Genomic DNA, 26,250 nt, shown 5'->3' with positions numbered 1-26,250 from the left:
GTTAAGCGCGTCCCGCTTGGAATAAGGTCGTCATTTCGGCTATCACCTTCCCGAGAAACTGCCCGGAGGAACTGATGCTCGCCCCTACCCCCGCCTCGCCCGAATCCGTCGGCATGTCCAGGGCCGCGCTCGACCGCGTCGATGCGCATCTGAAGAACCGCTATATCGATGCCGGCCGCTTCCCGGGCACGCATCTGCTGGTCTACCGCCGCGGCAAGGTCGCCCACAGCTCCATGCAGGGCTTTGCCGATGTCGAGCGCAAGGCGCCGGTCAAGGACGACACCATCTACCGCATCTATTCCATGACCAAGCCGCTCACCAGCGTCGCGTTCATGATGCTGGTCGAGCAAGGCCTGGTCGCGATCGACGAGCCCGTCGCCAAATACATCCCGGAATGGAAGGACCTCGGTGTGTTCGTCGCCGGCACCTCGCCGGCGTTCCTGACCCGGCCGCCGACCCGGCCAATGCTGATCGTCGACCTGTTGCGCCACACCTCCGGGCTGACTTACGGCTTCCAGCAGCGCTCCAATGTCGATGCCGCCTACCGCGCCGAGAAAATCGGCGAGGTCGAGAAATCCGGCACGCTCCAGACCATGGTCGAGAGCCTGGCAAAAATTCCGCTGGAGTTCTCGCCGGGAGAGGCCTGGAACTATTCAGTCGCGACCGATGTGCTCGGTTATCTCATCGGCAAGATTTCCGGGATCCCGTTCGAGCAGTTCCTGAAACAACGCATCCTCGATCCGCTCGGCATGACCGACACCGATTTCCACGTGCCGGCCTCCAAGGCCCATCGTTTCGCCGCCTGCTACTCGGCGGACCCGGGTGGCGGCATGACCTTCCATGCCGGCCAGCGCCGCGAGGGCCTGACGCTCCAGGACGACCCGACCAAGAGCTCGTTCCTGTCGCCGCCGTCCCTCATTTCCGGCGGCGGCGGCCTGTGCTCGACGGTCGCCGACTATCTCACCTTCTGCCGCGCGCTGCTCAATGGCGGCGAGCTCGGCGGCGTCAGGCTGATCGGGCCGAAGACACTGGCGCTGATGACGACCAACCACATTCCGGGTGGCCGCTTCCTTCCCGAGGTATCGCGCTCGCTGTTCTCCGAGGCCAGCTATAACGGCATTGGTTTCGGCCTCGGCTTCGCCGTGACCATGCGGCCGGCGGAGACGCTGATCGCCGGCAGCCCCGGTGAGTATAATTGGGGCGGCGCGGCCACGACCTCGTTCTGGATCGATCCAGCCGAGGAGTTGATCACGATCTTCATGACACAGGTGCTGCCGTCGAGCGCCTATCCGATCCGGCGCGAGCTGCGCAGCATGGTGTATGCCGCGATCACGGAGAGCAATCTGTAAGCGGCTTTTGCACTGCAACTTGCGCGCCGTGCAGAAGCCGGCGCGCAAGCCCTCCGAAAAGCGCAGTGGCGCAATACCGGCGCGGCATTATGCTTCGCCTGTCCGGTGCCGTCGCGCTGGAACCAGGATATCCGCGTTTGCCAAAGCTCACCCTGCCGGTCCGGCTCGCTCTCCTGGTGGCGGGAACGACGCTGCCAATGATCGTGTTTGCGGTCGGCATCGCCTTCTACAATTACAAGCAGGACCGCAGCGACGCGACCCGTCGCGTGCTGGAGAACGTGCGCAGCATGCGCCTGGTGCTGGATTCCGAGGTGCAGCGGATGACCGGCAGCCTGCAGGTGCTCGCGCTGACGAATTCGCTGCGAAACGACGACTTCCCGAATTTTCGCCGCATCGCGCTCGGCTTCCTCGACCAATACGGCAAGGGCGGCCTGGTGCTGATCTCCGACCGCAAGGGTCGGATCCTGTTCTCCTCCGCGACGGAAGACATCGCGAGCCTGCCGCCGCGCGGCAATCTCGAGATCGTCGAGAGGATGTTTGCGGCCAAGGCGCCGCAATATTCCGACCTGTTCACCGGCGCGCTCAATCGGCGACAGGTTCTCACCGTCGAAGTTCCCGTCTTCCGCGACGGCGAAGTGATCTACGACCTCTGCTTCGGTCCGCCGATCAGCATCTTTCAGGACCTGGTGGAGAAGCAGCGGCCCGACCGGCAGTGGACGGTATCCCTGCTCGACGCTAAGGGCACCGTGTTCGCGCGCGTGCCGAACCCGAGTGAAACATTCGGCAAGCGCGCTTCGCCCTCGCTCTATGAGGAAATGTTCCGCGCGCCCGAGGCGTCGCTCTCGTCGATCTCGCTCGACGGCATTGCGCTCGCGTCGGCCTATACGAGATCGCACCTGACCGGGTGGACGGTCGCCGCAGGCGTCCCGGAAAGCTCGTTGATCGCGCCGCTCTGGCACAACATCGCGATCACCAGCCTGATCGGCGGCGTGCTGCTGCTGATCGGCTTGACCTTTGCCGTCAGAATGGCGACCACGATCGCGCGCGGCGAGATGCTGCACAATCTGCTGATCGACGAGCTCAACCACCGCGTCAAGAACACGCTGGCGCTGATGCAGGCGATCGCGGTGCAGACCTTCCGCAGCGCAAGCCGCGACGAGCGGGCCAAGTTCGAGGGCCGTCTCGGCGCGCTCGCTGAAGCGCATAATCTCCTGAGCCAGGAGAAGTGGCAGGGCTCGGAGCTGAAGGACGTGGTGACGCGCGTGCTCCAGCCCTTTCTGCTCTCCGGTCCCGAACGCATCCGCATGACCGGCCCTGCGGTGCCGCTGTCACCGCGGCTTGCCGTGGTGCTGTCGATGATCGTGCACGAGATCGCCACCAACGCCGCCAAATACGGCGCGCTGTCCAACGAGACCGGCCGGGTGACACTGGAGTGGGAAGTCATCGCCGACACGCCGAAGCCGCGGCTGCGGCTGATCTGGAGCGAGATCGGCGGGNCGCCGGTGACGGCGCCGGTGCAGCGCGGTTTCGGCTCGCGCCTGATCGAGCGCAGCGCGCGCGACCAGCTCGGCGGCGAGGCAACCGTCGACTTCCTGCCGCGCGGCGTGGTCTGCACGGTCATTTGCGCGCTGGACGAGACGCGCTGAACGGTCCGAAAGGGAAAATGGCGATGAAGATCACCAATGTCCGCGCGCACGTTCTGGACGCGAAGCACGTGTTCACACAAAATTGCTGGCGTGACGCGATGAGCTCAGAGCACACATAGCTCAACGACGAAAAAACGGCGCAATCCAATCCCCAACAATCGCGATCCATCCCGTAGTCACACCGAGGACTGCAGATGGACGAGACCGTTTGGCCCGTGCAAGCATCACGGATCCAGTTTTGCAATTCGTCGCGGGAGAAGCAGAGATGAACACGAGGGATAGGACATTGCGAGAGCATCACGCGTGCTCTGCTTGCTGCGACCACACGTGGTCGCGCCGCGGCTTGCTCGCGGGAATCGGCGCACTTGGCCTTGCCTCGACCATCCCGTCCGTTGCGACATTCGGGCAAACCAGGCCAACGTTGATCGATACCCATCTTCATTTCTATCCGCCCGAATATCAGAAGCTCTGGCTTGGCTACGAAGACGCGCGCAAGCAGCCGCACTTCCCCGGTCAGGTCGCATGGACCCGCGAGAAGATGGTGGAAGACATGGACCGCAATGGGGTCCGTACCGGCATCCTGTCAGTCGCCTCCACGCCTGGCGTGTGGTTCGATCTTGGGCCGGTGGAGGCCTGCCGGCTCGCGCGGAGCTGCAACGACTACGCGGCGGAGATGATGCGCGACCACCCGGGCCGCTTCGGCCTGTTCGCGACCCGGTCGATGCTCGACATCGATGCCACCCTCAAGGAGATCGAATACGCACTCGACACGCTGAAGGCGGACGGGATTGGATTGCAGACCAGCTACGGCGACAAATGGCTCGGCAATGTCGCCTACAGGCCCGTGCTCGATGAGCTCAACCGCCGCAAGGCGGTCGTCTATGTGCATCCGCTGGTCGCGAACTGTTGCAGTGCCCTCAGCGTCGGCACGTTTCCGGCGGTGATCGAAGTCCCGCACGACACGACGCGCACGGTAACGAGCCTGCTGCTCAGCGGCTCATTCGCCCGCTATCGCGACATCAAATGGCTGTTCTCGCACGCCGGCGGCACGATCCCGATGATGGCTGGGCGGATCAATTCGTTCTATGGAGCGCGGCCCGATCTGAAGGAATTTGCGCCGGAGGGAATCGAAGGCGAGCTGCGCCGGCTTCATTACGACACCGCCAACGCGACGTTCGCGCCGTCCATGGCGGCGCTGCTCAAGCTCGTGCCGGCCTCGCAGATTATCTACGGCACCGACTATCCCTATTTTGGCTTTGGCCAGTTCACACAATTGCAGAAGCTTGACCTGTCGGCGGAGGATCTCGATGCCATTGGCCATGAGAACGCGACGCGCCTGATTCCGAGGTTGCGGGCCTAGTCGCGGACGCTCTACCCGATCGTCTGCAACGCCGGAAACGTCTCGAGCAGCCAGATGCTCACATTCGAGACCGCGCCGGTGAGGAAGCCGATTCCGGTGATCACCATCAGCACACCCATGGCACGCTCGACGTTGACGAGCTGACCTTTCATGCGCGCGAACAGTCTTGAGAACTGCTTGATCATCAACGCCGCGATCAGGAAGGGAATGCCGAGGCCCGCCGAATAGACCGCGAGCAGGCCCGCGCCCTTGGTCACCGTCGCCTCGGCCGCCGCGATCGAGAGGATCGCGGCGAGGATCGGGCCGATGCAGGGGGTCCAGCCGAAGGCGAAGGCGAGCCCCATGATGTAGGCGCCCCAGAGTCCGACGGGTTTGGGCGCAGTCAAGCGCCCCTCCCGCATCAACAGGCCGATCCGCGTCAGCCCGAGGAAGTGCAAGCCCATGATGATGATGACGATGCCAGCGAGGATCGACAGCTCGGCCGACCAGGCGCGGATCAGCCCGCCGATCAGCGAGGCGCTTGCGCCGAGCGCCACGAACACGGTGGAGAAGCCGAGCACGAACAGCAGCGCCGCCATCATGATCGCGCGCTTGGAGGCGGCAGCCGGCTCGTCGCTCTCGACATGCTCGATCGTGGCGCCGGTGAGATAGATCAGATAGGGCGGAACCAGGGGCAGGACGCAAGGCGAGAGGAAGCTGACGAGGCCAGCAATCAGCGCCGCGGGAATCGAAACATTTTGCATGATGCAGTCGGAGCCATCCCCGGCTCTCGGCCAGCGCGCCGGGAATGCGTGCCGGGGCCGGAGCCGAACCGGCTCAGGTGTAGCCGATGCCGGAGAATGCGCAACAGAGGCGCGATCAAACCAGGGCTCCTCCCGATGCCGCCTGCGATCACAGATGCGGCATCGGGACGCGCACGAATCTCGCCAAAAAGCGAGATTCGGCGGCGCGGCTACTTCACCACGCGGAGCAGCGGACGCCGGGGCTGGTCCTGCGTCTGCTTGGAGGGGGGCTGCGGTTCGCTACCAGCGCTCCGCAGCATTTCGTCGCACAATGCCTTGAGATCGGCACTGTCAATTCCTTTGAGTTTCATCCGCACGTCGAGGATGACGATCGAGAGCAGCTCGGCCGACTCACGGCTGTTGCTTTCGTTGAGAACCCTGCGGCACTCCTCAAGCGTCTCGAGCACCGACTGCAACTGTTCGTCTGAATGCGACACGGCGTTTCTTTCCGTTAATTCGGCCTGCGAGACGTGCTTGCAACGATCCCCTCGGCCCCTCTGCGGAGCAAAGGATAGCACGAGGACTCCGTGCTCTTGAATACGATTTCAGTGTGTTTCTGCGTGGAAACCGCAGATCCAATCGACATCGCCCCGCGGCGCGAACAGCGAAAATCGAAGTGGTCATAAGTGAAACGCTTAAAGATGAAACGTCTGGCGGGGCGCGATTGATCCATTCTGCGAAGCCGCGCGATATCTCGCGCTCCGCCCTCCGGTCCAGACAGACCCGGCAATCCCGCAGCCATTTCAAGGCTCGCAACGGAACGCACGCGCACCCCTCTTCCGGGCGATAATTCACCCGATTCCAGCCCCCAAGCACACTCCAATACCAATTGTAGCACGGTAAGGATGGCGCTCAAAACCTGCCGTTCCTCAACCCGCCGAGGTTGTGGTTTGCGCCAGAGTCTGCCACTTTAGCGGCTCGAAGGGACTTGTATGCACTCCTTGGCGGAAAGGGGCGTTCCACTGGAGGAACGCCCAAAAACAAATCTCAGCGGCCTCTCGGATTGGGATGCGGCTCGGATATTCCTGGAAGTGGTCCGCTGCGGCAGTTTCCGTTCGGCGGCCGAACGCCTGTCGCTGTCGATCAACGCCGTCCGCCGGCGAATTGATGATTTCGAGCGTCAGACCGGCACCACCCTGTTCACCCGCGATGTCCACGGCACTCACCTGACCGATGAAGGCGCGCTGGTGGTCTCCGCCGTCGAGCGGATGGAAGCGGCTGCCTACGACGTGCTGCGCACCAGCGATTCGACGGCCAACGTCCTGTCCGGCGAGGTCCGCGTCGCCGTGACCGAGGGTCTCGGGACATTCTGGCTCGCCCCGCGGCTGGTCGAATTCCAGCAGGCCTATCCGAAGATCCTTGTCGATTTACATTGCGCGATGCGCTCGGCCGACGTCTCCCGCCACGAGGCCGACGTCGCCATTCATCTGTCGCGCCCCTCCGCGCTCGACGTCAAGCTGGTGCGGCTCGGCCGCATGCACCTGATGTTCTGGGCTTCCAAACAATATATCGAGAAACATGGCGCACCACGATCCGCGTTGGAATTGATCAAGCACCGCCTGGTGCTGCAATTCGCCGACCAGATCGCCGCCAAGGAAACATTCGAGAGCTTCTTCCCGGGCGTTCCGGAACGTGACCTTCTGGTCATGAAGACCAACGTCTCAAGCGCCAACTACTGGGCTGTCGCGAATGGCGCCGGAATCGGCGTATTCCCGAGCTACGCCATCGCGCTTGGCGGGAAGTTGATTCCACTGGAGGTCGAGCTGAACAGACCGCTGGATATCTGGTTGTCCTACCATCCCGGTAGCGGCCGGATCCCGAGAGTGCGGCACATGATTGACTGGCTGATCGAAGCTTTCAATCCGGCGCGATTCCCGTGGTTTAAGGAAGAGTTCGTGCACCCGCATGAATTCAAGGACTCGTATATGGGCGAACCCCTGACCCAGCTCTTCGGGGGATTTTCAACCGAAGAACAACGGTGAGAACTAGTATGAAAACAGCGGCGAAAAGAATGAAGCAGCGCAGTGCCGGCAAGCCGGACATTGAGCTGGGCAAACGGATCCGTCTGCGGCGCGTCGAGATGAAGATCTCGCAGGCTGAGCTCGGCGACAAGCTCGGCGTCAGCTTCCAGCAGGTCCAGAAATACGAGAAGGGCGTCAATCGCGTCGGCGCGGCTCGTCTTCAGCAGATCGCCACCGCCCTCGATGTGCCCGTGACCTTCTTCTATGACGGCGACAACAAGGCCCGCGAAGTCGAGAGCCTGCTCTTCCTCGACAGCGCCTTCAGCCTCCGGCTGCTGCGCGCCTACAGCAAGATCAAGGACCAGACGGTGCAGCGTCAGCTCGTCTCGCTGATGGAATCGATCGCGGCGAACGAAGCCTGATCGATCGACGGTCTGGCCTCTCAGATCGATGTTCAATCCGCCGCGTCGGGGGGCGCGGCCGGATTGGGCGAGACCGACTGGATCGGGACCTGGTGGATCAGAGTTGGGCCCGCGCGCTATCGGCGCGCGGCGCAAGGTTCTCGGGGCGGCCTCGCCGCCCCTTTTTCTTGGCTCTTGTTGCCATTCGTCGCGGTTTTTCGCGAACCCGTCTTGACCTCGTTGCGACCTAATCGAGAGCCTCCGCGTTGGATGCGCGAGGGCCTCGATGCGCCGTGCTTAATGGGACCGCAACCCTGATGCCCTAGCTTCCCGCCGATTTTGCGAATCGGCGCACGCAGCACGGCGGCCGGGAATTGCCTGATGGGGAAGACAAGACACATGCTGAAGCGCCATGCCATGATCATTGCCATGGGCCTGTTTGCGAGCGCCTCGGCGCTCGCGCAAACCGAGACCACGGGCCAGGCCGGCCCCAAGCCGGTCACTCCGGCCGCGCCAAAAGCAGCCATCGCGACACCGGCTTCAACGGCGGAGAGCCGCATGGCAGCGGCGCTGGCGCTGACGCACGAGCCGACCTATGACGAGGGCACCGCCCAGCGCATCAAGGACGCGGCGCTCAGCTATTCCGATCTCGCGGTGCGCGGCGGCTGGCCGGCGATCCCTGCGGACGCCAAATTCACGCTCGGCGTCCAGGGCGCCAATGACGACATCCTTCGCAAACGCCTGATCCTCACCAGTGACCTTGCCGCGGACAAGGCGAGCGGCGCTTTCGACCAGGATCTCGCAGACGCCGTGAAGCGCTTCCAGGCGCGCCACAGCCTTGCGCCGACCGGCATGATGACGCCGCGCACGCTCGCGGCGATGAACGTGACGGTGCAGAAGCGCATCCGTCAGCTCGAGGCCTCGCTCGAGCGGCTCGAGAACACCAATTTCAGCTTCGGCCAGCGCTATGTCGTGGTCAACATCCCAGCCGCCTTTGCCGAAGCGGTCGAGAACGACGTTGTGGTGCGGCGCTATCGCGTCATCGTCGGCAAGACCGAAAAGCCGTCGCCGACGCTGACGGCGCAGATCACCGGTGTCGTCCTCAATCCGACCTGGACGGTGCCGTCCTCGATCGCCAAGACCGAAATCTCCGCGCATATGCGCAAGGATCCGACCTATTTGTCGCGCATGCACATGGAGGTGCTCGACGGCCACGACAATCCGATCGATCCGCATTCGGTCGACTGGTCGGGCACGCACACGCCGAACTTTACCGTGCGCCAGCAGAACGGCACATTCAATGCGCTCGGCGCGGTGAAGATCGACATGCCGAATTCCTATTCGGTCTACATGCACGACACCAACCAGCGCAATCTGTTCAGCGACGACTACCGTTTCGATTCCCACGGCTGCTCGCGCGTCGACAATGTGCGAGATCTCGCCGCCTGGCTGCTCAAGGACCAGCCGAAATGGACCCGCGCTGCGATAGACACGGAGATTGCCACCGGGCAGCATCTGGAGGTCGCCATGGCCAAGAAGGTGCCGGTGGCCTGGATCTATCTCACGGCCTGGATGACCAAGGACCAGACCATCCAGTTCCGCAACGACGTCTATAATCAGGACGAGCAATTGCTGGAGGCCACCGCCGAGGAGGCTGCGTTCTTCAGCAATGCCGGCAACCATCCGCTGACCGCGCATATGGCGCAGTAGGCGCGAGCGCGCCATGCAATCGCGGCACAGGCGGGTGCGGACCCCCTCGCCTCGCCGCGGTTGACCCCGGCCGCGCCAAAGTCGCACATTACGCCTCGCCAAATATGAGCGAGCGCGCGATGCCTGACCTCTCCCATGAAACTTCCTACGCCGACGGCAAGATCATCACACACACCGCCGACGGCGTTGGCGTGATCACCTTCAACAATCCCGACAAGCGCAATGCGATGTCGCTGGAGATGTGGGAGGGATTTGGCGAGGCGCTGACCAGCCTGCGCGACGACGACGCGGTGCGCGTCGTGATCCTGCGTGGCGCCGGCGGCAAGGCGTTCGTCTCGGGCGCCGACATCAGCCAGTTCGAGAAAACCCGCCGCGTCAGAAGAATATGGCAGGCGCAGCGCCGCCCAGCGCGCCCTGCTCGCCGACTACCCCAAGCCAACGATCGCCTGCATCCAGGGTTTTTGTCTTGGCGGTGGCATGCAGGTCGCGATGCTCGCAGATATCCGCATCGCCGCGCAGAGCAGCCAGTTCGGCATTCCCGCGGCCAGGCTCGGCATCGCCTATGGCTTTGACGGATTGCGGCACCTGGTGTCGCTGGTCGGACCGTCCTGGGCGCGGCTGTTGATGTACACGGGCATGCGCATCGACGCGGCGGAGGCACTGCGCATCGGCCTGATCGAGCGGATGGTCCCGGACGATCAGCTCTGGGGCGAGACGATGCTGATTGCGGAGACGATCTCTACCAATGCGCCGCTCGCGATCAAGGCCGCCAAGATCACCATCGCACAGGTGCTGAAGGACGAAAGCGGGCGCGACATGGACGCGATCAAGGCGATCGGCATCGCCTGCATGGACTCGGCGGATTTCCGCGAGGGCCGGCAGGCCTTCATGGAGAAGCGCAAGCCGCAGTTTTCAGGGAAATAACCTCGGCGTCCGGCCGCGCCAGCAAAAAACTCGAAAACAACCCCATGCAAAGTAGAAATTGCTCAACAATTTCGCCCGGCATGACTTGAGCGGTTGCGACAACGAAGTTTGACTCGTCGGGCAAAACACGGGCAGAATTCGATGATGGCGCCGACCGCGCGAAGGTCGAGTTGATAGCCGATCTCAAGTCGAGCCTCTCGCAACGTGCCGACGCATTGCGGGCGCGCGTTTCGGAGAGACGCGCTAGGCAGATCTCGAGAACCCGATGTCATCGTCGATCACCGCGCCGGGCCCAACCGGAACCTTTCCAGGTCTTGACTGATTGAGATTGTGGAAGACGATCTTGTCGCGCCATACCTTGCGGAGAAAATCTCCGAACACGTCGATTGTCAGCTGCTCGCCGGGACAACGTCGATAACCGAAGCCGAACGGGGCGAATCCAGCATAATCGCAAACTGGTGCCGGCTTTCCTTCCGACACGGCAAACACTGTGCCGAAGCCGCTGTTGGTGATGCCGGTTTTCCGCCCGTCACTTACCGGAAGCGTCGTAATGTCGAAGGGGCAACGCGGCAGACCGATCTGCTTGCATTTTGCCTCATCGATCTGGGCGCTGGTCGGCACGCCCAGGTACCGCTGAGGGTCGAACCGCTCAGGCTCCTTCCACAGACGCGGGTCGAAGCTCGTCTCGGTATGGGGCGTATTCATGTATGAGTGCCGCTCGTAGGGCACACCGAACTGGGCGAATGGAGAGCCGCCGTAGAAGGACGAGGCGCGCGTGTCCGTGACCGCCGAAATACTGCCGCCGTTCGGCGAGATAGTGCGGAAGAACTCCATCACCAGAAGCTCGAGGGGCGTATAAGGCGCTCCGCTCGCATTGTCGAAGTTCCCGCTCATCGTCTTTTGGAAGGCCGCTCGCACCGCTTGATCCCCTCCGTTCTGGTTCAGGCGCGTCATGATGCCGAAGATGGAGTTTCCCCATTGGCTCAGCGCTACGAAATTGTGGAAGCATTCAAAGACAACGTCTTTCTTGGCAAAATGCTTTCCGTCGCCCGCATTCCTGAGCCAGTAATAGGCGATGGTCTTGTCGGGATTGGAAACCCTTTCGTTCGCGATGTCGTCCAGCCTCGCATCAATCCATTTTGCAAGGAACGGCCGAAGCGCCCTCACGGTCATATAGTTTTCGTATACGATCTCCTGCAATGGATTGCGAAAGGCGAGCACCGTGTTGAAGGCTTCTCCGATCGCGCGGACTTGAGGCGGTACGGCCTCGCCCTTCACGCCGAGGTGCAGATCCCAATAGATATCCCAAAAATGGTCGAGGTAGTGGCGCATGAAAGGCTTGTCGGCATACTTGGGGTCAAGAAGCGTGTCGAAAAACGCGACGACCTTGGCCTGATACTTCGGAACATAAAGGTCGGGAGTGACGCCGGTGAAATAGATACGCTTGCGCAGGTTGTTGGCGCCGCGATTCTCGAGCCCCTCGAGGAAAACTGTCACGCCGTCCGAAGGGGTCGGCTTCCAATCTTGGTAGAGCATTCCCCAAAAGTCCCAAGGGATCGCGTCCTGTTTGGTGAGAGGAAGGTCGATCATGGGAAGGATCGGTCGCTCGCCGGCGAAGATGCTGCCGAGAAAGAACGGGACCACTGCGTTGTCGACGTAGTCGCGGTCGAAGTGACTTGGGATCGTAGCGCGGAATTTCGCCAAGGCCGCGGAGAGGTCAGGAGCCTGAGGCGCAGCAGACGCCTGAGTGGAGAGCCCGCCTGCAGCAAGAGCCGCGGTGCCCATGAGGAGCATTCGTCTTTCTATGGAGAGAGGAGAAAGATGATCCGCCGAGCCTTCCAAGGACTTTGAGCTTGCAGAGGCGCCATCTTCGAACGGCTGGGGCATAGGCCTAAACTCCCTGGTGGCAACTCCTCGCCCGGGTATGACGGTTCTTTACAGACTTGCTCGCCCGGAACGAGGCGCGCATGAAGATGCCGATTCAATCGAACTTCGGAAGGTGCGGACATCAGCAAAAACCCTGGGCTGCTTGCGATGAAGCACCTCTGAGATTCTGAATGACGCGGTCAAAACCCAAGTCTGAGCGCGCGTCTGCCGTGGCTGTCTTTACTGCCCTCTGACTGCCAACCGGGAGCCCTGCAAGATCTCCTTCAAGGCCTGAACGTTCGCCGAGCCCGCTCCCCTGCGCCAGATGAGCACTGTCCACGCCCGGTTCTCCGTTCGTCCCAAGGGGTGGACGCTCAAAAGCCTTCTGTCTGGAAAAGTGGTGAGAACGCTTTTGGGAATCAGGGCGACGCCCATGCCCGCAACGACGCAGCCCAGCATGGCGTGATACGACGCCAGTTCGATCATGCGTTCCGGCATTTCGTTGCGCCTTGCGTACCAGTCTTCAAGACGCTTGCGATGCGGGCATCCGTGTTCGAAGACGATGATGGTACGTGGCAGGTTGCTGCCCTTCTTACCGATCGGCGGATGATTGGCGGCCGCAATAATCACCAACTCCTCCTCGAAGGCGAGCACCTTCTCAAATGGCTCATCGGCGATGGGTTCGGCAACAAGCGCTGCATCGAGATCGCCGGCGAGAATGGCGCTCGCGAGAAACTGTGGATTGCCGGTGCGAAGCTCCAGAACGACGCCTGGATGCCGTTGGTGGTATTCGCTGAGCAGTCCCGGCAGCCTGACAGCCGCCGTGCTTTCCATCGCGCCGAGGCGGAACGTGCCGCGTGGTTTTGCGTCTTGCAGGGCATCGCGTGTTTCGTCCGCAAGCGCGAGCAGGCGATTGGCGTAGCCAAACAGCACCTGCCCCTGGGGGGCCAGATGAAAACGCTTACCCTCTCGAATGAAGAGGGCTACGCCGAGATCCTCTTCCAGCTGCCGGATACGGGTTGTCACATTGGACTGAACGCGATGCAGCCGTTCAGCCGCGCGGGTCACACCGCCTTCGCGCACAACAGCGACGAATATCCGCAGATCCGACAGATCCATATATCTCTCAACGTGATCAACTAGATCATAATTATTCATTATATGTGATGATACGCCTCACGTAAAGATCGCGGCACGGACGATGGCGCTGCCGACCAGGCGATGACTGCCGCAAAGGCGGTGAACAAAGTTCGTCACACACAGGAGCTTGTCTGATGATCGTCACTGTCTTTCGCACGCGGCTGAATCCCGGCGTGCAGGATGAATATGCGCCGATGGCAAAGCGCATGAGTGAACTGGCGCAAGCAATACCTGGCTACATCTCGCACAAGGGCTTTGTTGCGGACGATGGAGAGCGAGTGACGATCGTCGAATTCGAGACCGAGGAAGCGCTTCATCAATGGCGGATCGATCCCGAGCACGCCAAGGCAAAGCGGCGCGGGGTCGAGGCCTTTTTCAACGAATTCAAGTTCCAGATTTGCAGCGTCATTCGGGAGCGAGTGTGGACTGCAAAGGCAACCCGCGGCGTTTGAATTGACCATCGGTCGAAAGGCAGCCAAGTCGCTCGGCCTGACATTGCCCCTGTCACTGCTCGGCCATGCCGACCAGATCATCGAATAGGACTGCGGCTTGGATGAGTCTGCTCGTGGGCCCGTAATGGAGGTCGCCACCACTTTGACGGATCTCGGCTTTTGGCCCAAAGCTGAGCAACACTCGCTGCCGGGATGTGCTAGGCTGCAAAAGTCTCAAAAAGGGAAGCGATTGATGTCGGCTTCGGTTCTTCAGCCAAAACGCCGCTTCCAGCTGGTGATGATCAAACCGTCACATTACGGCGAAGACGGATATGTGATCCGATGGTGGCGGGCGACTATTCCCTCCAATTCGCTTGCCAGCATCTATGGAATTGCGCAGGAAAGCGACGCACGTCGCGTGCTGGGGCCCGATGTTGAGATCGATATCGAGGCGATCGACGAATTCAGCGCCCGCGTTGACATTTCAAAGCTGGTGGCGCGTTTTTCGCGGCACGACAATTTCGGCGTGGTCATGCTCGTCGGCGTGCAGTCGAACCAGTATCCTCGCGCTCTCGATATCGCCCGTCCGCTGCGCGAAGCCGATATTCAGGTCGTCATCGGCGGCTTTCACGTCTCGGGTTGCCTGTCGATGCTCGACGGCAGCGCGGTCGATTTGGACGCCTGCCGCGCAATGAAGGTTTCTGTGTTCGCTGGCGAAGCGGAAGGTCGCCTCGATATCGTCCTGCAGGATGCCGCTGCCCAACGGCTGGAGCCCACTTACAATTTTCTCAAAGACTTGCCCGGCATTGAAGGTACGCCTGCGCCCTTCCTGCCGATCGAGAACGTGAGACGAACTTTAGGTCTGAGTACCAGCTTCGATGCCGGACGCGGGTGCCCCTACCAATGCTCCTTCTGCACGATCATCAACGTGCAGGGACGCAAGTCGCGCTTCCGGACACCGGACGATGTCGAGGCGCTGGTCCGCAGCAACTGGAAGCAAGGTGTCTCCAAATATTTCATCACCGACGATAACTTTGCGCGCAACAAGCACTGGGAAGAAATCCTTGATCGCTTGATCTGGCTGCGGGAATCCCAAGGCATCCCCCTTGGGCTTCTGATCCAGGTGGACACACTTTGTCACAAAATTCCAAATTTTATCGAGAAAGCAAAACGCGCGGGCGTGACTCGCGTATTCATCGGGCTCGAGAACATCAATCCTGACAATCTCCTGGCGGCGAAGAAGCGACAAAACAAGATCACCGAGTATCGCAAGATGCTGCTGGCCTGGAAAGATCAGGGCATTCTCACACTTGCCGGGTACATCCTGGGTTTTCCGGCCGACACACCTGAATCGATCCGCAATGATATTGCAATTATCAAGCGCGAGCTGCCGATCGACATACTCGAGTTCTTTTGTCTGACCCCGTTGCCGGGTTCCGAGGATCACAAGAACCTCTGGACCGCCCAAGTTCCGATGGATCCCGATCTTAACAATTACGACCTCGAGCATGTCTGCGCCGCACATTCCCGCATGTCGGAAGACGAGTGGAAAGCGATCTATTGGGAGGCCTGGGCACTATATTATACGCCAGAGCACATGAAGACGCTGCTGCTCCGGGGCGCGGCGACCGGCGTCAATTTAAGTAGCCTGGTGAAGCTGCTCGCTACGTTCTCGTTGAGCCAGAGGCTTGAGAATGTCCATCCGCTGCAATGGGGGATCATTCGCTTGCGCCATCCCACCGAGCGACGTCCAGGTCTTTCAGCCGAGAGCGCTCTCTGGTTTTGGCCAAAGCTGACAATTGAGATCGCATACAAGACGGCAATTGCAATTGCTGCACTGTCACGTCTTGCTGTCCAGGGTCTTAAAATCTCCCGTGATCCAAATCGTCTGAAATACACGGATCAAGCCTTGTCGCGCGCCAGCGACGAGGACGATGAATCGCTCGAGTTGCTGACGCAAACTTCAAGCGCAAAGCAATCCGCAGCTCATCAGAAGAAGGTCTTCAATCTCACGCATGGCGCGGGGTAATTTCATCCGCCAGGACATCGGCGCGCCCTGCATGGGCACACCTTCTACAGCGCGGCAAGCACCGCCTTGGCAATATCCGCGGTGCCGTTGCTGCCGCCGAATTCCATCGGCTTGAGGCCGCCGGCATAGACCTGATCCACCGCGCGCTCGATTTGCTCGCCGGCCTCAGTCGCGCTCTCGACGCCATGTTCTCCATCACCATCACGTCGAAATCCCAGGGCCGCTTCACCAGCATCGCCGATCAGGCATCGACATAGAGCCGATCGGTCTTCACTTCGGGATGATTTTTCGCGATCTCGTCGAAGATGCCGCGGAAGAACGCAAAGGCCTTGAACACGTTCGCCTTGTCGACGCAGGCAAGGTTGCCCTGCTTCTCGCGCGCTTTGCGCCGCTCGGCGAGGCGGAACGAGAACTCGAACAAGCGTTCGGAGGTCCTGCGCGTGATCACCAGCGTCTCGCGCGCATCGTGCGGCGTTCCGAGAGGCGCGCCAGAAGGCAGGGGCGATACTGCTTGAGCCGATCATGAAGATGGAGATGATGATCCCCGACGACTGTGTCGGACCTGTCATCACGGATCTGAATTTGCGGCGCGGACAGGTGCAGGGTCAAGACGCGCGCGGCGACGTCACCGTCATCAATGCGATGGTGCTGCTCATGAACATGTTCGGTTACGTAAGTGACCTGCGCTCGATGAGCCAAGCTCGCGCAACCTTCACAATGGAATTCGATCACTATGCCTCGGCAGCCTCGCTCGAGAATGATCCACCATCTCGGCCTGCGATCGGGATGCGTGCTTGAACGACGCCCCGCGGACTAGGATAGCAACGACGTCGCTCCTGTGAACACTGCTCACGGTGTTGCGCTGCGATAGCAGGCAATTGATCTGCCGGAGCAGAAACATGGCGAGCGCGACCTCTTTCCCACATCTATCGTCATCGGGCACCTTGACAACCTTTGCGGGCGTGACGCCAGATATCTACTTTAATTTGTTTATTTGGGGGGCGATTGTGAGGAAGCTAGCTTTGTTTCTGGTGGCCATTGTGAGCTGCGGGCTGATTGCAAGTGAAGTCGATGCCAAGCCGAAACAGCAGAAACGCCCCGTTGCGGTAACGACGCCCAAACCACCGGCTCCCGCGCAGCCAAAAACGGCTCAGCAGCTCTTTACAGATCCTATCGTCATCCTTGACTCGGACGCCGGCAACAGCAGCGGCGTGAGCATCAAGACGGCGCCGTGGTCTCTCGCCGACAATGACAAGACGCCGAAGCACGTCGACGCGACTTACTACGCCTTCGCGCAGGCACATAAGGAGCCCTTGAACCGCTACGATTTCTACTATCGGCTGGAGATCGTCCCGCAGTTCCGGCAAGGGTTCAGGAACTGCACAAAGGATGCCGACATCGCCGGCTTCTTTCAAAAGTTATTCAAGACCGAAACCGGGGCTCTGGTGACGGTCAAAGCCAATATCCAACACAGATGGTCGAGCAGCAGTGCGACCGACCTTTTCAAGGGTGACGCAGCTCTCGTCCTCGCTGCCAAAGGCGGTGGCATCGATGGCAAACCGGGAGCAGGCTGCTTCTTTGATTTCACGACGCGACCGAGTTTCCCGTGGATCACCTGGAATGGTGGCCGCGCCGATCGCATTCAGGACATGTTCGACGACTTCCAGATCAAGTTCACCGTGGCGGGAGGCAAGACAAAGGATATCGGCGCCGTCAACGCGGTCGTCACCCTATTCTCCAGCTTCAGCGCGGCCGCCAGATGGTTTTCGGTGGCCGATCCGCTCGCGTCGCCCGTTTCCACCGGTACCCAGGCGTTCGCCAACTCGCTCCAAGACGCATTCAAGGGAGCGGGAACAGTCCAGAACCAGGTAACGGTGAGCCACTTCCTGAACGCCTATTTCCCAGATCGAGATGCACAGCATGGGAAAATCCTGGTCGAGATTCCGGACCTGTTTCAGGACGAAAACGGCGGAAGCCGACAGAGCCCGGGAAACCTGGCGATCTATGTCAGGCGCCAGGCTTCGATTGCCTTGCAGGGTAGCGGCAACATCACCCCTGACACGATCTTCGATACGCCCGAGCTGGCCTACCGTCAGTGCGCTATCGGCAAGATAGCTTCAGGCACTTGCGAGGCCGACAACGTCTCGATTCGCAGCGCGATGACGACGGCGTTGAAGTCCGTCGACGGCAATCTTGACCCCAAGAATCCCGCGGCTGCGCTGTTTGATCTCCGGAGCCCGGAGACAAAGCCCAAAGCTATGAAAGCGACCAAGCCGGGCAATGGTGAGAAAGACAAGCAACCCGACGGAGCGACCGATGACCCGCCTGCCGACCGTCGCAAGCTCGTCTACGATATGTGCAAGGGTATGAGAGAAGTATCGCTGCTTCAGCTTCATCTTAGCACGCTCGACGAGATAGCGGTCCGGTGGGCTTTCACCAAGGAGGGTGGCGTTCAGGATGCGCTGGCCGAGGTCAAGAAGGACAAACAAAAAGAGGCGACGTTTCTGGCCGACTTCGGCCGTCCTTGGCAGGAGATCGAGGCTCAATGCTGGAATGAAGGCGACCAACTCTTGTTGGCCGACACAGCCAAGGCGCTCGGAAGGCCTCTCGACGGAAGCATCGAGAATAAGCAGGAGGTGGCGCGAAAGGGTCTCGATCTCATGACTTTGGCCGAGAAGGACAAGGTCTTGACCCAGCAACCAATCGCACCTGCGGCACCCGAAACCGCTTATGTTTTCGACGCTGCGCAACGGGCGAAGTTCGCCAACGGTACATTCGGCTTTGACCTTTCGCATTACGAGATCGATGTGGACGGCAGCCCTCCCGAATGCCGCACCGACCGGCAGCTCTATAACAGCAGCAGCAAGTGTTCCTGCACGGTCGATTGGCAAAAACTGGCGCAACAGGGACTGCGCTACGTCTATTACGAGCACACGGTGGGCGGTAAGCCGGCGGATTTTTCGGCGGGCAAGGTCTGGGCAGAGCTCGAGAGCCTCCATCGCTCAAGGAAGCTATTCCGCGGCGCCTACCATTTTCTGATGCCAAATCCGCCTGGGGTGCCCGCCGGCGATGCGACGGTTCAGGCGGAATATTTTCTCCAGAGCGTTGGCGCGATCGACGGTCACAAACCGGAGCAGCTTTCGCCCGTGTTGGACATGGAGGGGACGCACACGGCCGTGAAGGTCGACAGTGACGAGTTCAAGCAATGCCCGGAAGGCTATCTGCGCAAGTCTGATGACAATCCACCGAAATACACTTGCGATATGTGGTACAAGGTGAAGCGCGAAGACATTGCCGCGCTGGCGCGCGACTGGATCAGCCGGGTCGAGAAAGCGACCGGGAAGAAGGTGATCATCTACACCAACACGGATGATTGGTGGGATTTGGTCATGACCCCGACGAAGGCGGGTGAGGATCTGATCAAGAACCATCCCATCTGGATCGCCCGCTATACGAAGACAGGTCCGGAGCACAATTCGTCATGGGGCGGCTCGGGAGTCAAATGGGGCATGCCGCCACTGCCGGCAGACGCGACCTATCCCGACAAGGCTTACGATATTGCGCACTTCTGGCAATTCACAGAAAGCGGCAAGCTTCGCTTTGAGGACGGAAGCACTGGGAATGGCATCACCTGCAACCGTAATACGTCTTCCAAGACGATCGATTTTAGTTACGTACCTGTCGCGGGCGACGCGTTCGAGAAATTATTCGGCGTAGCCGAACAACCCAGAGAGGTCTCCGCAAACATCGCGGCTTCACCCGGAAAGCGCTAGCCCATTCGGCGCGAAGCGGTGCTCCTCTGACCACTACAGCGCCGCAATCACCGCTTTCGTAATATCCGCGGTGCCGTTGCTGCCGCCGAATTCCATCGGCTTGAGGCCGCCGGCATAGACCTGATCCACCGCACGCTCGATTTGCTCGCCGGCCTCAGTCGCGCTCTCGACGCCATGCTTGTCGGCGAGCCAGTCCAGCATCATCGCGGCCGACAGGATCATGCCGGTGGGGTTGGCCTTGCCCTGCCCCATGATATCGGGCGCGGTGCCGTGACAGGGCTGGAATACGGCGTACTTGTCACCGATGTCGGCCGACGGAGCCATGCCGAGGCCGCCGATCAGGCTCGCGGTGATGTCGGAGACGATGTCGCCGAACATGTTCTCCATCACCATCACGTCGAAATCCCAGGGCCGCTTCACCAGCATCGCCGCGCAGGCGTCGACATAGAGCCGATCGGTCTTCACCTCCGGATGATTTTTCGCGATCTCATCGAAGATGCCGCGGAAGAACGCAAAGGCCTTGAACACGTTCGCCTTGTCGACGCAGGCAAGGCTGCCCTGCTTGCCGCGCGCCTTGCGCCGCTCGGCAAGGCGGAACGAGAACTCGAACAGGCGCTCGGAGGTCCTGCGCGTGATCACCAGCGTCTCGCGCGCGTCCTCGTGGGTGACGATGCCCTTGCCCATCGAGGCGAACAGGCCTTCGGTGGATTCGCGGATCACCACGAGATCGATGCCACGCTGATCGGCGCCGACGATCGGGCTCGGCACGCCCGGGATCAGCCGCGCCGGCCGCACGCCGGCATAGAGATCGAAGATGAAGCGCAGCTCGATCTGCGGCGCGATCTCGGTGTTGTCGGGGTAGCGGACCGACGGCAGGCCGCAGGCCCCTAACAGGATCGCGTCGGCCTCCTCGCAGAGCTTGATGGTGCTGTCCGGCATCGACTTGCCGGTGGCGAGATAATTGTTGGCGCCGGCAGGCGCCTCGGTGAAGCGCTTGCCGGTGGCGAGATAATTGTTGGCGCCGGCAGGCGCCTCGGTGAAGCGGAAACGCAAGTCCGACTTCGCCTCGATCTTGCGCAGTACCTCGAGCGCGGGCGCCATGACTTCGGGACCGATGCCGTCACCGGCGAGCACGGCGATGTGGAAGGCGTTGTTTGCGGACATTTCAAGGGCCTCGGGAAGGAGCTAGCCAAGTCGTCATTGCGAGCGAAGCGAAGCAATCCAGAACTGCATCCGCGGAGACAATCTGGATTGCTTCGTCGCTTCGCTCCTCGCAATGACGAGGAGAGAGTGTGGGTTACGGCGTCAGCACCGTGCGTCCGACTACCGCGCCCTGCTGCAATTGCACCAGCGCATCGTTGGCCTTGTTGAGCGGTGCCGTCGTCACCGGGATCGGCGGCACCTTCTTGCTACGGACGAGCTCAAGCAACTCCTGCGTCTCGCGCAGATTTCCGACATAGCTGCCCTGGATCGTCACCGCCTTGATCGGAATCAGCGGCAGTGCCCAGGTCGCTCCGCCGCCGAACAGGCCGACGATGACGAGCTTGCCGCCCTTGGTCAGGCAGTCGAAGCCAAGCTGCGTGGTAGCAGCGTTGCCGACGAGGTCGATTACGGCGCGGATCGGTCCGCCCGCCTTCTTCGCCAGTTGCTCCAGCGCATCCGGTGCCTTGGGATCGACGGTCGCGAGCGCGCCGGCCTTCTCCGCCGCCTCGCGCTTCCTGGCATCGATATCGAGCATGATCGCGCCCTTGCCGCCCATGGCTTTCAAGAGCGACAGGGCCATCAGACCGAGCCCGCCGGCGCCGAACATCACGATCGGCGTATCGAAATGTTGCTCGACCTTCTTCAATGCGCTGTAGGTGGTGACGCCCGAGCAGGCATAGGGCGCGGCCGATGCGGGATCGAGCCCCCTGAGATTGAGAAGATAGCGCGGATGCGGCACCAGCATGTGGTCGGAATAGCCGCCGTCGCAATAGACGCCGAGCGAGCGCGGCGTCAGGCACATGTTCTCGTCGCCGCCAAGACAGGTGGCGCATTTGCCGCAGCCGATCCAGGGATAGACGAGGCCGACATCGCCGAGCTTGATATCACCCTGATCCGATGGCTTGACATCGGGGCCGAACGCCAGGACCTCGCCGACCGTCTCATGGCCCATGGTCAGCGGCAGGTTGATGCCGCGCTCCTTCAGCGACAGCGGCTTGCGGCCGTGGCCGAGATCATAGCCGCCTTCCCAGATATGGAGGTCGCTATGGCAGACGCCGGCCGCCTTCACCTTGATCAGCACCTGCGTACCCGATGGCTGCGGCGTGGCCTCGTCGAACTCTTTCAGCGGCGCCTTGAAATCGGCGACCTTGAAACTCTTCATCGGCGTCCTCCCGGCATATTTCTTGTTGTCGCGCCACCATGCCACGGGCGGCGGGACGAGACAAACCTGTCTAGTTGATCGGCGGATGGTGGCAAGCCGGCCACGCGCAACGCCGCATTGCTGGCCTGCACGAAGCCGCTCGTCAGCCCTGCACGGATGTTTTGCCTGACGGAATTGGCGCGTCGTCGGCGAGGCCAACCTCGTTGCGCAGTTCGCGCGTGTGCTCGCCGAGCGCGGCCATCCTCTCGCCCGGCGTCGTGTCGGCACCGGTCATCCGGAACGGCAGGTTCAGAACCCTGAACGAGCCGCCCTCGTCCTGGACAGCCGACAGCGCCTGCCGGTGCGCGAGCTGCGGATCGGCCAAGGCCTCGGTGATGGTGCGATACGCCGAGGCCGGCACGCCAGCGGCGCTCAAACCGACAAGACATTCATCGGTCGACAGCTGCCGCGACCATGCCTCCACACCGTCCATCATGTCGGCCCAGTTCTCGCGGCGCGCGGCGTAGGTGGCAAAGCGCGGGTCGGCGATCCATTCGGGGCGGCCTATCACGCCCATCAATCCCTGAAACGTCTTCTCGCTCGCGACAGTGATCATGACGTAGCCGTTGGCCGTCTCGGTCGGGCCGAACATCGGACGCGGCGGCGGCTTTACCGCGAATTGCGAGCTCTGCAACTCGATCACCGTCAGCGTCAGCATCGACTCCAGCATGGAGACGTCGATGTGCTGGCCGAGCGCGGTTACCGTGCGCTGGTAGAGCGCGGACGCAATCGCGCCAAAGCCATAGGTGCCGGTGACGACGTCGGCATGATAGATGCCGCAATAGTCGGGACGGCTGCGGCCGGGCTGGTAGGCGAGATGCGCCATGTCGTAGCCGGAAGCCGCGTGGATCACCGGCGCATAGGCCGGCAGCTCGGCCGAGGGACCGGTCTGGCCGTAGCCGGAGATCGAGCAGTAGATCAGCTTCGGATTGACCGGGCGCAGGCTGTCGTAGTCGAGCCGCAGCCGGCGCATCACGCCGGGACGGAAGTTCTCGACGAGGATGTCTGATGTCGCGACCAGCCGGCGGACCGCCTCCCTGCCGTCCTCCGATTTGAGGTCGAGCACGACGCTTTTCTTGCCGACATTGAGCTGGCCGAACACGGTGCTGCATCCCTTGCGCAGCGGCGGCCGGGTTCGCATCGTCTCGCCGCCGTCGGTCTCGATCTTGATGACCTCGGCGCCCATGTCGGCAAGCATCCGCGCGCAATGGGGACCGGCAATGGTGGTCGAAAAATCCAGGACCCTGAGGCCGGCAAAGGCCTTTGTCGTCGTCCCCTCATGCTTATCTGATAGCTGCATGCGTGCCGCGTCCCTGCCTGTGTCCTCGGGTCCCCTAGGAACAATCGATGTTCTCTATCGTTGGTGCGCAGACCCTAGAGGGCGGCGGCTAAGTAGGAAAGTCTTTACCGAACCGACGCGACTCGCGGGCAGGCTTTGGAATCCTGGGGCAACTGGACCCTTTCTTGCATAGCAGCAAACTAGATCGGCAAGGGGCAATCGTTCTTGAGGGTCTTATTTGTTACGACAGAGATGGACGACTTCGTCCGCGTCGGCGGACTTGGTGCCGTTTCTGCTGCCCTTCCCAGAGCCCTTCGTCCGTTCGCAGATATCCGGATCATGCTGCCCGGCTATCGCGACATCATCGAGCAACTCACGCATATACAGATCGTTGGACGCTGCCCGGCATTCGCGGAGATGCCGGCTTGCTCGCTCGGCCGGGCCGCAACCAAGGACGGCCTGCCGGTCTATGTGCTGTTGTGCTCACAACTCTACGACCGACCCGGCAATCCCTATGGCGACGAGTCCGGGCGCGATTGGCCGGACAACGACATCCGCTTCGCGCGCTTTGCCTCGGCCGCCGCTGAGCTTGCCATGGGCAAGCTGGACAAGAATTGGGCAGCAGACCTGGTGCATGCCAACGACTGGCAGGCCTCGCTCGTGCCGGCTTACCTCGCCTGGCGCGGAAGCAAGCTGCCGTCGATCCTGACCATTCATAACCTCGCCTATCAGGGCCTCTTCCCGAAGGACTCGTTGCGACGGATCGGCGTGCCCGAGAGCTCCTTCCACATCGACGGCGTCGAATTCTACGACCAGCTCTCCTTCCTCAAGGCGGGGCTGGTCTATGCCTCGCACCTCACCACCGTCAGCGGCACTTACGCGCGGGAGATCACCACGTCCGAATACGGCTGCGGCATGGAGGGCCTGTTGCGCCTGCGCTCCGATGCGGCCGAGCTCACCGGCATTCTCAACGGCATCGACGAGAGCTGGGACCCGCGCTCCTGCGCCCAGCTCGCGCAACAATTCGGCGCCGGCGACTGGGTCGGCAAGAAGGCCAATGCGGATTATGTGCGCAAGCAGTTTGGGCTGGCGGTGTCGCGCGGCCCGATGTTCGGCATCGTCGCGCGCCTCGTGCACCAGAAGGGCATCGACCTCGTGCTGGCGGCGGCCGACGAGATCGTCGACGCCGGCGGGCAGATCGTGGTCACCGGCTCCGGCGAGCCGGCGCTGGAGCAGGCCCTGATCGATGCACACCGCCGTCGTCCCGACGCGATCGGCGTTACGATCGGCTTCAACGATGCCCAGGCCCGCCGCATCTTCGCCGGCAGCGATTTCACCCTGATGCCGTCGCGCTTCGAGCCGTGCGGATTGAGCCAGATGTACGCCCAGCGCTTCGGCTCGCTGCCGATCGGCCACCAGACCGGCGGGCTCGCTGAAACCATCAGCGACGGCGAGACCGGCTTTTTGTTCTCAAAACCCTCGCACGAGTCTTTCCTCGGCGGCGTCCGCCGGGCCTTCGAGGCTTTCATGGCCCAGGACCAGCTCGACTCCATGCGCCGCAGCGCCATGGGACGCTCGTTCTCCTGGAGCATCTCGGCCGGCAGCTACAACGCGCTGTACCGGAAGCTCGCGGCGGTGTGAGAGAGCACCATACGCCACTCTATCCCCCGTCACCCTGAGAGCTTGTGACGCTTTTACTTGTTCGGAACGGAGTGGAGTTTCCTGTCGCGGTAAATGGCGGGTCTGAGTTCGTCGATGAGCTCTCGTTTATGCGCTGCGGAGGCGGTTGCCTTGCAGGATGTTGTTGGTGAGGGCGTACCAGAGCACGACGGCGCGGACCTTTTCGATCCCGCGCACGGTCAATTGCCGTAGGTTCCAGTTGCGCCAGCGGGCATGGATGCACTCGCATATCGAACGGGGCTTGTACCGGGCCTTGCCCTCTTTGCTCGCCATCCGCGCACGCCAAGCCAGTACCCCCGCGCCGTCGCCGCGTCGCGGCAGGTAGGGGTCGGTGCCGTGCTTGGATTGAGTGGGCGGGCAAAAAACCTCTATGCCCTCGGCATGCGCCCACTCGATGTCTTCCGCGCTGCCAAAGCCGCCATCGACGAGATGGTCTTTGGGCAGGCCGCCAGGGCGCGTGCGCTGCCGCTCCAGCATGGGCCGCATCAGCCCGCGGTCGGACCCCGTGTTGCATACCTTAACGTCAGTGACGAACTGCTCGCCGGCCGCACTCGTCACCTGCACGTTGTAGGCTGGGCGGAAGCCGCCATCCGCCATCTTCATGACCCGTGCATCGGCGTCCGTCGTCGACGCGCGCGGCTCCTTCGGCGTCTTGCCATTGCCTTGCTTGCTCTCGCGTTCCTTGCGCTGCTGCTTGATCTCGGCAAGCGCCGCCTGCGCCGCTTTCACGCGCGCGCTGCGTTCCTGCGCGGCTCGCTCCTTGGCTGCCCGGGCGCGCTGATTGCTGGCGTCAGAGCGCACGTCGACTTCGCGCTTGAGGTCTTCCACCACCGTCCCAGCCAGGGCCAGATGCCGCTCGAGTGTCGCCTCGCGCCGGAACGAGGCGGCTCCCGCGCTGGCCCGGACCCGCACCCCGTCCTGCGCCAGTGTCGCCAGATTGACGAGACCAGCCTTCGCCAGCGCCGCCAGATGCTCGCTGAGCAGCCGGTCCAGCAGGTCGGCGCAACCGACCCGGAAGTCCGCCAGCATGTGATAGTTCACCGACACCCCGCCGCACAGCCAACGATAGGCATCGTGGCTCTCGCACAGTCGCTCCAATGCTCGCGCGCTGCCGACGCCCTCGCTGGTGGCTGAGAGCCACAGCGCCAGCAAAAGCCGCGGCGAGGTCGCGGGGTGACCGGGGCGGTCGCCCCTGGCCTTGATCCGGTTCTCCAGCTCACTCAGATCAAGCTCTTCGACATAAGACCAGATCAGGCGCACCGGATGGTCTTCCCCGATCAGGCTCTCGATATCCACCGCTCGCAACGCGATCTGGTCGCGCTGTGGCTCACGCAGCCGTGGCGCGCCGAGCGGCGCCGCGTCGGCTTCAGGCTTCGACTGCGCCGGCAGATCACCGAACAATTCATCGGCAGCCATCTTCGCCTCCCGCCAATCCATCATCGCCAGAGAATCACATGCCACCGGCATTCGGACAGATTTACCTGGCACGCTGCCAAAAAATCACACGCTCTGAGG

General features: G+C 61.9%; 17 protein-coding genes and 4 pseudogenes. 12 read left to right on the top strand and 9 right to left on the bottom strand.

Annotated elements, in window-relative coordinates; genetic code table 11:
* Positions 1 to 74 precede the first annotated feature (74 nt).
* The 3 genes and pseudogenes from UP06_RS38225 to UP06_RS38215 all read left to right on the top strand — a co-directional run bounded on the left by UP06_RS38225 (position 75) and on the right by UP06_RS38215 (position 4,355).
* Complete coding sequence (locus UP06_RS38225; RefSeq protein ID WP_045008892.1) at positions 75 to 1,349, top strand: serine hydrolase domain-containing protein; 1,275 nt, start codon at positions 75 to 77, stop codon at positions 1,347 to 1,349.
* Positions 1,350 to 1,486: 137 nt separating this feature from the next.
* Positions 1,487 to 2,845: pseudogene (locus UP06_RS38220) on the top strand (sensor histidine kinase); the annotation flags it as partial.
* A 415-nt stretch (positions 2,846 to 3,260) separates the two neighbouring features.
* On the top strand, positions 3,261 to 4,355 hold the full coding sequence (locus UP06_RS38215) for an amidohydrolase family protein (protein ID WP_045008891.1): 1,095 nt from the start codon (positions 3,261 to 3,263) through the stop codon (positions 4,353 to 4,355).
* Between the two features lie 11 nt (positions 4,356 to 4,366).
* Here UP06_RS38215 and UP06_RS38210 read toward each other — a convergent pair whose 3' ends face one another.
* Positions 4,367 to 5,098 (bottom strand): cytochrome c biogenesis CcdA family protein, encoded by a 732-nt coding sequence (locus UP06_RS38210; RefSeq protein WP_082078406.1) that lies wholly within the window; start codon positions 5,096 to 5,098, stop codon positions 4,367 to 4,369.
* 209 nt (positions 5,099 to 5,307) lie between these two features.
* Positions 5,308 to 5,574, bottom strand: a complete 267-nt coding sequence (locus UP06_RS38205) for a hypothetical protein (protein ID WP_045009065.1) — start codon at positions 5,572 to 5,574, stop codon at positions 5,308 to 5,310.
* Positions 5,575 to 6,069: 495 nt separating this feature from the next.
* On the opposite strand from UP06_RS38205, the gene UP06_RS38200 reads away from it, so the two are divergent.
* The 4 genes and pseudogenes from UP06_RS38200 (at position 6,070) to UP06_RS38185 (ending at position 10,133) form a co-directional block, all read left to right on the top strand.
* Complete coding sequence (locus tag UP06_RS38200; protein WP_045008889.1) at positions 6,070 to 7,119, top strand: LysR family transcriptional regulator; 1,050 nt, start codon at positions 6,070 to 6,072, stop codon at positions 7,117 to 7,119.
* 29 nt (positions 7,120 to 7,148) lie between these two features.
* Entirely contained in the window at positions 7,149 to 7,520 is a 372-nt protein-coding gene (locus UP06_RS38195) for a helix-turn-helix domain-containing protein (RefSeq protein WP_045008888.1), read from the top strand.
* 360 nt (positions 7,521 to 7,880) lie between these two features.
* Complete coding sequence (locus UP06_RS38190) at positions 7,881 to 9,209, top strand: L,D-transpeptidase family protein (RefSeq protein ID WP_245305656.1); 1,329 nt, start codon at positions 7,881 to 7,883, stop codon at positions 9,207 to 9,209.
* A 119-nt stretch (positions 9,210 to 9,328) separates the two neighbouring features.
* Positions 9,329 to 10,133 (top strand): annotated as a pseudogene (locus UP06_RS38185) (enoyl-CoA hydratase).
* 243 nt (positions 10,134 to 10,376) lie between these two features.
* Here UP06_RS38185 and UP06_RS38180 read toward each other — a convergent pair.
* Entirely contained in the window at positions 10,377 to 12,020 is a 1,644-nt protein-coding gene (locus tag UP06_RS38180; protein WP_197087476.1) for a cytochrome P450 family protein, read from the bottom strand.
* Positions 12,021 to 12,239: 219 nt separating this feature from the next.
* On the bottom strand, positions 12,240 to 13,118 hold the full coding sequence (locus tag UP06_RS38175; protein WP_045009063.1) for a LysR family transcriptional regulator: 879 nt from the start codon (positions 13,116 to 13,118) through the stop codon (positions 12,240 to 12,242).
* 155 nt (positions 13,119 to 13,273) lie between these two features.
* On the opposite strand from UP06_RS38175, the gene UP06_RS38170 reads away from it, so the two are divergent.
* Together UP06_RS38170 and UP06_RS38165 are read left to right on the top strand one after the other, a co-directional pair.
* A complete protein-coding gene (locus UP06_RS38170) occupies positions 13,274 to 13,591 on the top strand; it encodes an antibiotic biosynthesis monooxygenase family protein (RefSeq protein ID WP_045008886.1) in 318 nt (105 codons plus the stop codon).
* A 232-nt stretch (positions 13,592 to 13,823) separates the two neighbouring features.
* Positions 13,824 to 15,599: a B12-binding domain-containing radical SAM protein gene (locus UP06_RS38165; protein WP_045008885.1), complete on the top strand. Its 1,776-nt coding sequence runs from the start codon at positions 13,824 to 13,826 to the stop codon at positions 15,597 to 15,599.
* A gap of 44 nt (positions 15,600 to 15,643) precedes the next feature.
* On the opposite strand, the pseudogene UP06_RS40485 reads toward UP06_RS38165, so the two are convergent.
* A pseudogene (locus UP06_RS40485) lies at positions 15,644 to 16,089 on the bottom strand (isocitrate/isopropylmalate family dehydrogenase); the annotation flags it as partial.
* Here UP06_RS40485 and fusA point away from each other — a divergent pair.
* Positions 16,059 to 16,397, top strand: a pseudogene (fusA, locus tag UP06_RS38155) (elongation factor G); the annotation flags it as partial. The pseudogenes UP06_RS40485 and fusA overlap by 31 nt on opposite strands.
* A gap of 101 nt (positions 16,398 to 16,498) precedes the next feature.
* Entirely contained in the window at positions 16,499 to 19,372 is a 2,874-nt protein-coding gene (locus UP06_RS38150; protein WP_082078405.1) for a glycoside hydrolase family 25 protein, read from the top strand.
* A gap of 33 nt (positions 19,373 to 19,405) precedes the next feature.
* On the opposite strand, the gene UP06_RS38145 is transcribed toward UP06_RS38150, so the two are convergent.
* From UP06_RS38145 to UP06_RS38135, 3 genes are all read right to left on the bottom strand, one after another.
* A complete protein-coding gene (locus tag UP06_RS38145) occupies positions 19,406 to 20,536 on the bottom strand; it encodes an isocitrate/isopropylmalate dehydrogenase family protein (protein WP_045008882.1) in 1,131 nt (376 codons plus the stop codon).
* A 133-nt stretch (positions 20,537 to 20,669) separates the two neighbouring features.
* A complete protein-coding gene (locus tag UP06_RS38140; protein ID WP_045009062.1) occupies positions 20,670 to 21,737 on the bottom strand; it encodes an alcohol dehydrogenase in 1,068 nt (355 codons plus the stop codon).
* A 142-nt stretch (positions 21,738 to 21,879) separates the two neighbouring features.
* Entirely contained in the window at positions 21,880 to 23,076 is a 1,197-nt protein-coding gene (locus UP06_RS38135) for a CaiB/BaiF CoA transferase family protein (protein ID WP_045008881.1), read from the bottom strand.
* 204 nt (positions 23,077 to 23,280) lie between these two features.
* On the opposite strand from UP06_RS38135, the gene glgA reads away from it, so the two are divergent.
* Complete coding sequence (gene glgA / locus UP06_RS38130) at positions 23,281 to 24,696, top strand: glycogen synthase GlgA (RefSeq protein ID WP_045008880.1); 1,416 nt, start codon at positions 23,281 to 23,283, stop codon at positions 24,694 to 24,696.
* A 126-nt stretch (positions 24,697 to 24,822) separates the two neighbouring features.
* Here the strand turns inward: glgA and UP06_RS38125 are convergent, their stop codons facing one another.
* Entirely contained in the window at positions 24,823 to 26,151 is a 1,329-nt protein-coding gene (locus UP06_RS38125; RefSeq protein ID WP_044999801.1) for an IS1182-like element ISBrsp9 family transposase, read from the bottom strand.
* Positions 26,152 to 26,250 lie beyond the last annotated feature (99 nt).

This window comes from Bradyrhizobium sp. LTSP857 (genome assembly GCF_000938285.1).
Lineage (GTDB): Bacteria > Pseudomonadota > Alphaproteobacteria > Rhizobiales > Xanthobacteraceae > Bradyrhizobium.
The sequence above is the reverse complement of the archived record's forward strand: the minus strand, read 5'-3'. Positions and strand labels throughout refer to the sequence as shown.